Source organism: Sulfurovum sp. bin170 (assembly GCF_010892395.1).
GTDB lineage: Bacteria > Campylobacterota > Campylobacteria > Campylobacterales > Sulfurovaceae > UBA1140.
The window spans coordinates 1-3,053 of record NZ_JAACKB010000461.1; the positions used below are offsets into that span (position 1 = coordinate 1).

At 31.4% G+C, this 3,053-nt stretch carries 3 protein-coding genes; all 3 read right to left on the reverse strand.

The window, feature by feature from the left end; genetic code table 11:
• Positions 1-81: 81 nt before the first annotated feature.
• Positions 82-1,638 (reverse strand): replication endonuclease, encoded by a 1,557-nt coding sequence (locus GSY74_RS10730; RefSeq protein ID WP_164665144.1) that lies wholly within the window; start codon positions 1,636-1,638, stop codon positions 82-84.
• Positions 1,638-2,813, reverse strand: coding sequence for a type II and III secretion system protein (locus GSY74_RS10735; protein WP_164665146.1), 1,176 nt, complete (start codon positions 2,811-2,813; stop codon positions 1,638-1,640). Before GSY74_RS10735 ends, GSY74_RS10730 begins: the two co-directional genes overlap by 1 nt.
• Before the next feature lie 26 nt (positions 2,814-2,839).
• The coding region (locus tag GSY74_RS10805) for a hypothetical protein (protein ID WP_223157534.1) at positions 2,840-3,053 on the reverse strand (214 nt) is incomplete at its 5' end.

Sequence of the window (3,053 nt, forward strand, 5' to 3'; positions counted from 1 at the left end):
ATTGCTTATATAAAGTTTGTGATTTTGAACCCAATATATAAGCTATCGCTATATCTATTTCTATACCCATCTAATATCCTTTTAAAATCCATATTTTTCTATAGCTAATCTCTCTTCTTTACGATATGCAAGAATATCTATCTTATCTAGTTTGAATAATCCTCTTTCTGAAATCTCATTATTTAAACCTATATAGCGTAAATAATCAGTTTCTTCAATATTATATGAATAAAATTGAGTCACTAACTGATAATTATTAAGTGCATAAGCTGGATATTCTTTGAGTGGAATTTTTTTAGGTGAGTGTTGCTCTACTAAATACTCCAAGTGATTATCAAAGTTTGTATGTATATCTACTATCTCGTCATAGAGATAATATAAATCATACTCATCAGGGAAGCAATGAATAGGAGTTTCAACTGGAGCAGTAAAATACATCTCACCACCCATACCAATAATAAGCCTAGAACCATCTTTGAAGTTTTTACATATATAGTAACTATATTGTTTCTTTGGTTGATATATCTCATATCTATCTAAAATATTATACTCTTTTGGTTCATCTATACTAAACTTCATTTTTCTTAAGATAACAACCCTAGGAGCATATTTATACTCTCCATAGTGTTTGAGTATCTTATCTCCTTTGGATAGTATTAGCAGTCCGTTTTGATAAGTTATAGACCTATTATTACTATCTACAAGTTTGAAGTAGTTATTTTTTACATCTCTCTCATATAGTCCTTCTAGTTTTGTTTCAGTTAGATAAAACCAGTCCTTTTCTACTATAGACGCAGTTTGATATACCTCTTGACTAACTAGAGTATGAGTAGTGATTAGCCGTGGTATCCTATTTAGCATATACCAAGACTGTAAATAATCTATATCATTTTGATTTTTAACATCTATGAAACTCTTTAGCAGATATTTCAAGATATAGGCACTAGCACTTTTGATATTTGTTTGGAAACCATTAGTTTCTCTGATACCATCAGATATATATCCTCCACCCTTTTTGGTTTTATGGTTCTGTGGAGCAGGAAAGAACTTTTCAAATTCCATCTTTATATCCAATATTCTATCTTGTGGTACGAACATCAAGAGATGAAAGTGTGGCGTACCATCTCTATGTGGCTCTGTGACTCTGATATAAGTATAGTTATCACCATCTTTTCTAATCCCTTGCAGAGTACTAGAACGATTGAAGTTATGGAGCTGATGAGATAATATTTTGTACAGGTCTTTATTGTCAAGCTTTATCTTTTTTGTAATAGCTTCAAAATAATGACCACTTCTATCGTTGTTGGGTATATGCTTTTTATACAGCTTTTGGGTATATTCATCAAACCTATCAAACTTTCCAATTTTGAAATCTCTAAAAAAGCCGTCAAGTGTACATGTAAGAAATATAGGTACAAGACCTTGAGCAGTAGAAGTAGATGTAAAAGTATCAATCTTATTTAGAAGACGACTATAATAGCGTTCTGATAAGTTGGCAGAGTAAGAGAGTTCAAGGAGTGTTTTTTTCTCACCGTGCTTAGTAACAAAATGATTATTTTCTAAAAAACTCCTTTGCTTATTCATCTTGTATTTTGCAAACTCTAAATCATCTTTTGTTAGTCCATAGGTTTTAGACATCAAAGTACCTCTATCATTATATTAATGTTCTGCTCTTCTTTACTCTTGTTTGAGCCTTTGAATATGAAGCCTATTAGTGGTAAATCTGATAAAAATGGTATGCTTGATTTTAGATTTTTGATGATGGTCTTATTGATGCCAGTAAGTAGTAGTGGTTTACCTTTTTTGACCTTAAATGAGTTCTTGTATGCTATCTTGACTACTCTAGGGTTATCCTCTTCTAGGCTAATCAAATCTTCACTTATGAGAGATAAATCAAGATATACAAAACTCTTTTTTATCTTTGGCTTTATGTTGATTTTTAGTCCTACATCTTTGTATTGATAATTCTCTGATGTGGTGCTTCCTACTGTATTACTCACAGAACTAGAACCCAAAGAATAGCGTATATTAGCCACACTTTCCAATGTTGTCTCTATGCCATTTGTGAGTAGTAGAGTAGGTGACTGAGATATACTAGTAACACCCCAAACATTTAGGGCTTTTAGATAAGCATTGACTTGATATTCATTTCCAAATGTCAAGACACTAGTTGAGCTACTAGATAGATTGTCTCTTATCTTTGTAGTTAGATTAATGCCAAATGTTTCAAAGCTCGTGCCTATCTCTTTGAGCTTGTTTTTGTTTATGCTAAATATAGTAATCTTGATACTCTTTGCAAATACACTTCTATCACTTGCTTTGAGTATTCTTCTTATCTCTTTGTGTTGGGATACAGTAGCACTATAGGCTATCATATCAGACTGCTTGAGATACTTATATTTTATATTCTCAAATATCTCTAACGAGTCTAATACATCTACATTTGTGATATTTTTTATCTTGTAAGTATAATAGTGTTTGACTAGAGCAGAGTGTATCTCTTTTGGTGCAGTTGGTGGAGGTGTTGGCTTGATAGGTGATATAATATCTCTCACAAAATAGAAATCACCTCTTTTATTGTACTGGAGAGACATATTATTATCAGTAAGCATTATCTTGAAATACTCATACAATTCACCTCTTTTGAGTTTGGCATGTATATTGAAGTCTAGAGTATAACCCTCTATATCCTCATCTATAAAGATGTTCTTACCCAAATCTTCACTAGCTAGTTTGGCTAATTCTCTAAAGTTTACCTCTTCACTTGATAGCATAACACTAAGTAATGTTATGAATAGTATTGTTTTTTTCATTTTTTCGCTCCTTAATTATGAAATTATCAATCAATATGCTTATCTGTATCCAATTTAAACATATTGATAAAATCCTCACTTGCTAAAATCACCATAAAAGACAGAGAAGACCCATATACTTTTTGTGATAAAATTTTTGATTGCGTATCCTTTGCTATAGTTTTTATATCATCCTTTTTGAAAATAATTTGAGACTCTTGATTGGAGCAGATAGAAGAAACACATTTAAAAGTTAGATGC

What these genes read in the sequence shown, in the direction of transcription:
- GSY74_RS10730 (WP_164665144.1), bottom strand. Translation starts at nt 1,638, where the DNA reads ATGTCTAAAACCTATGGACTAACAAAAGATGATTTAGAGTTTGCAAAA.
- GSY74_RS10735 (WP_164665146.1), bottom strand. Translation starts at nt 2,813, where the DNA reads ATGAAAAAAACAATACTATTCATAACATTACTTAGTGTTATGCTATCA.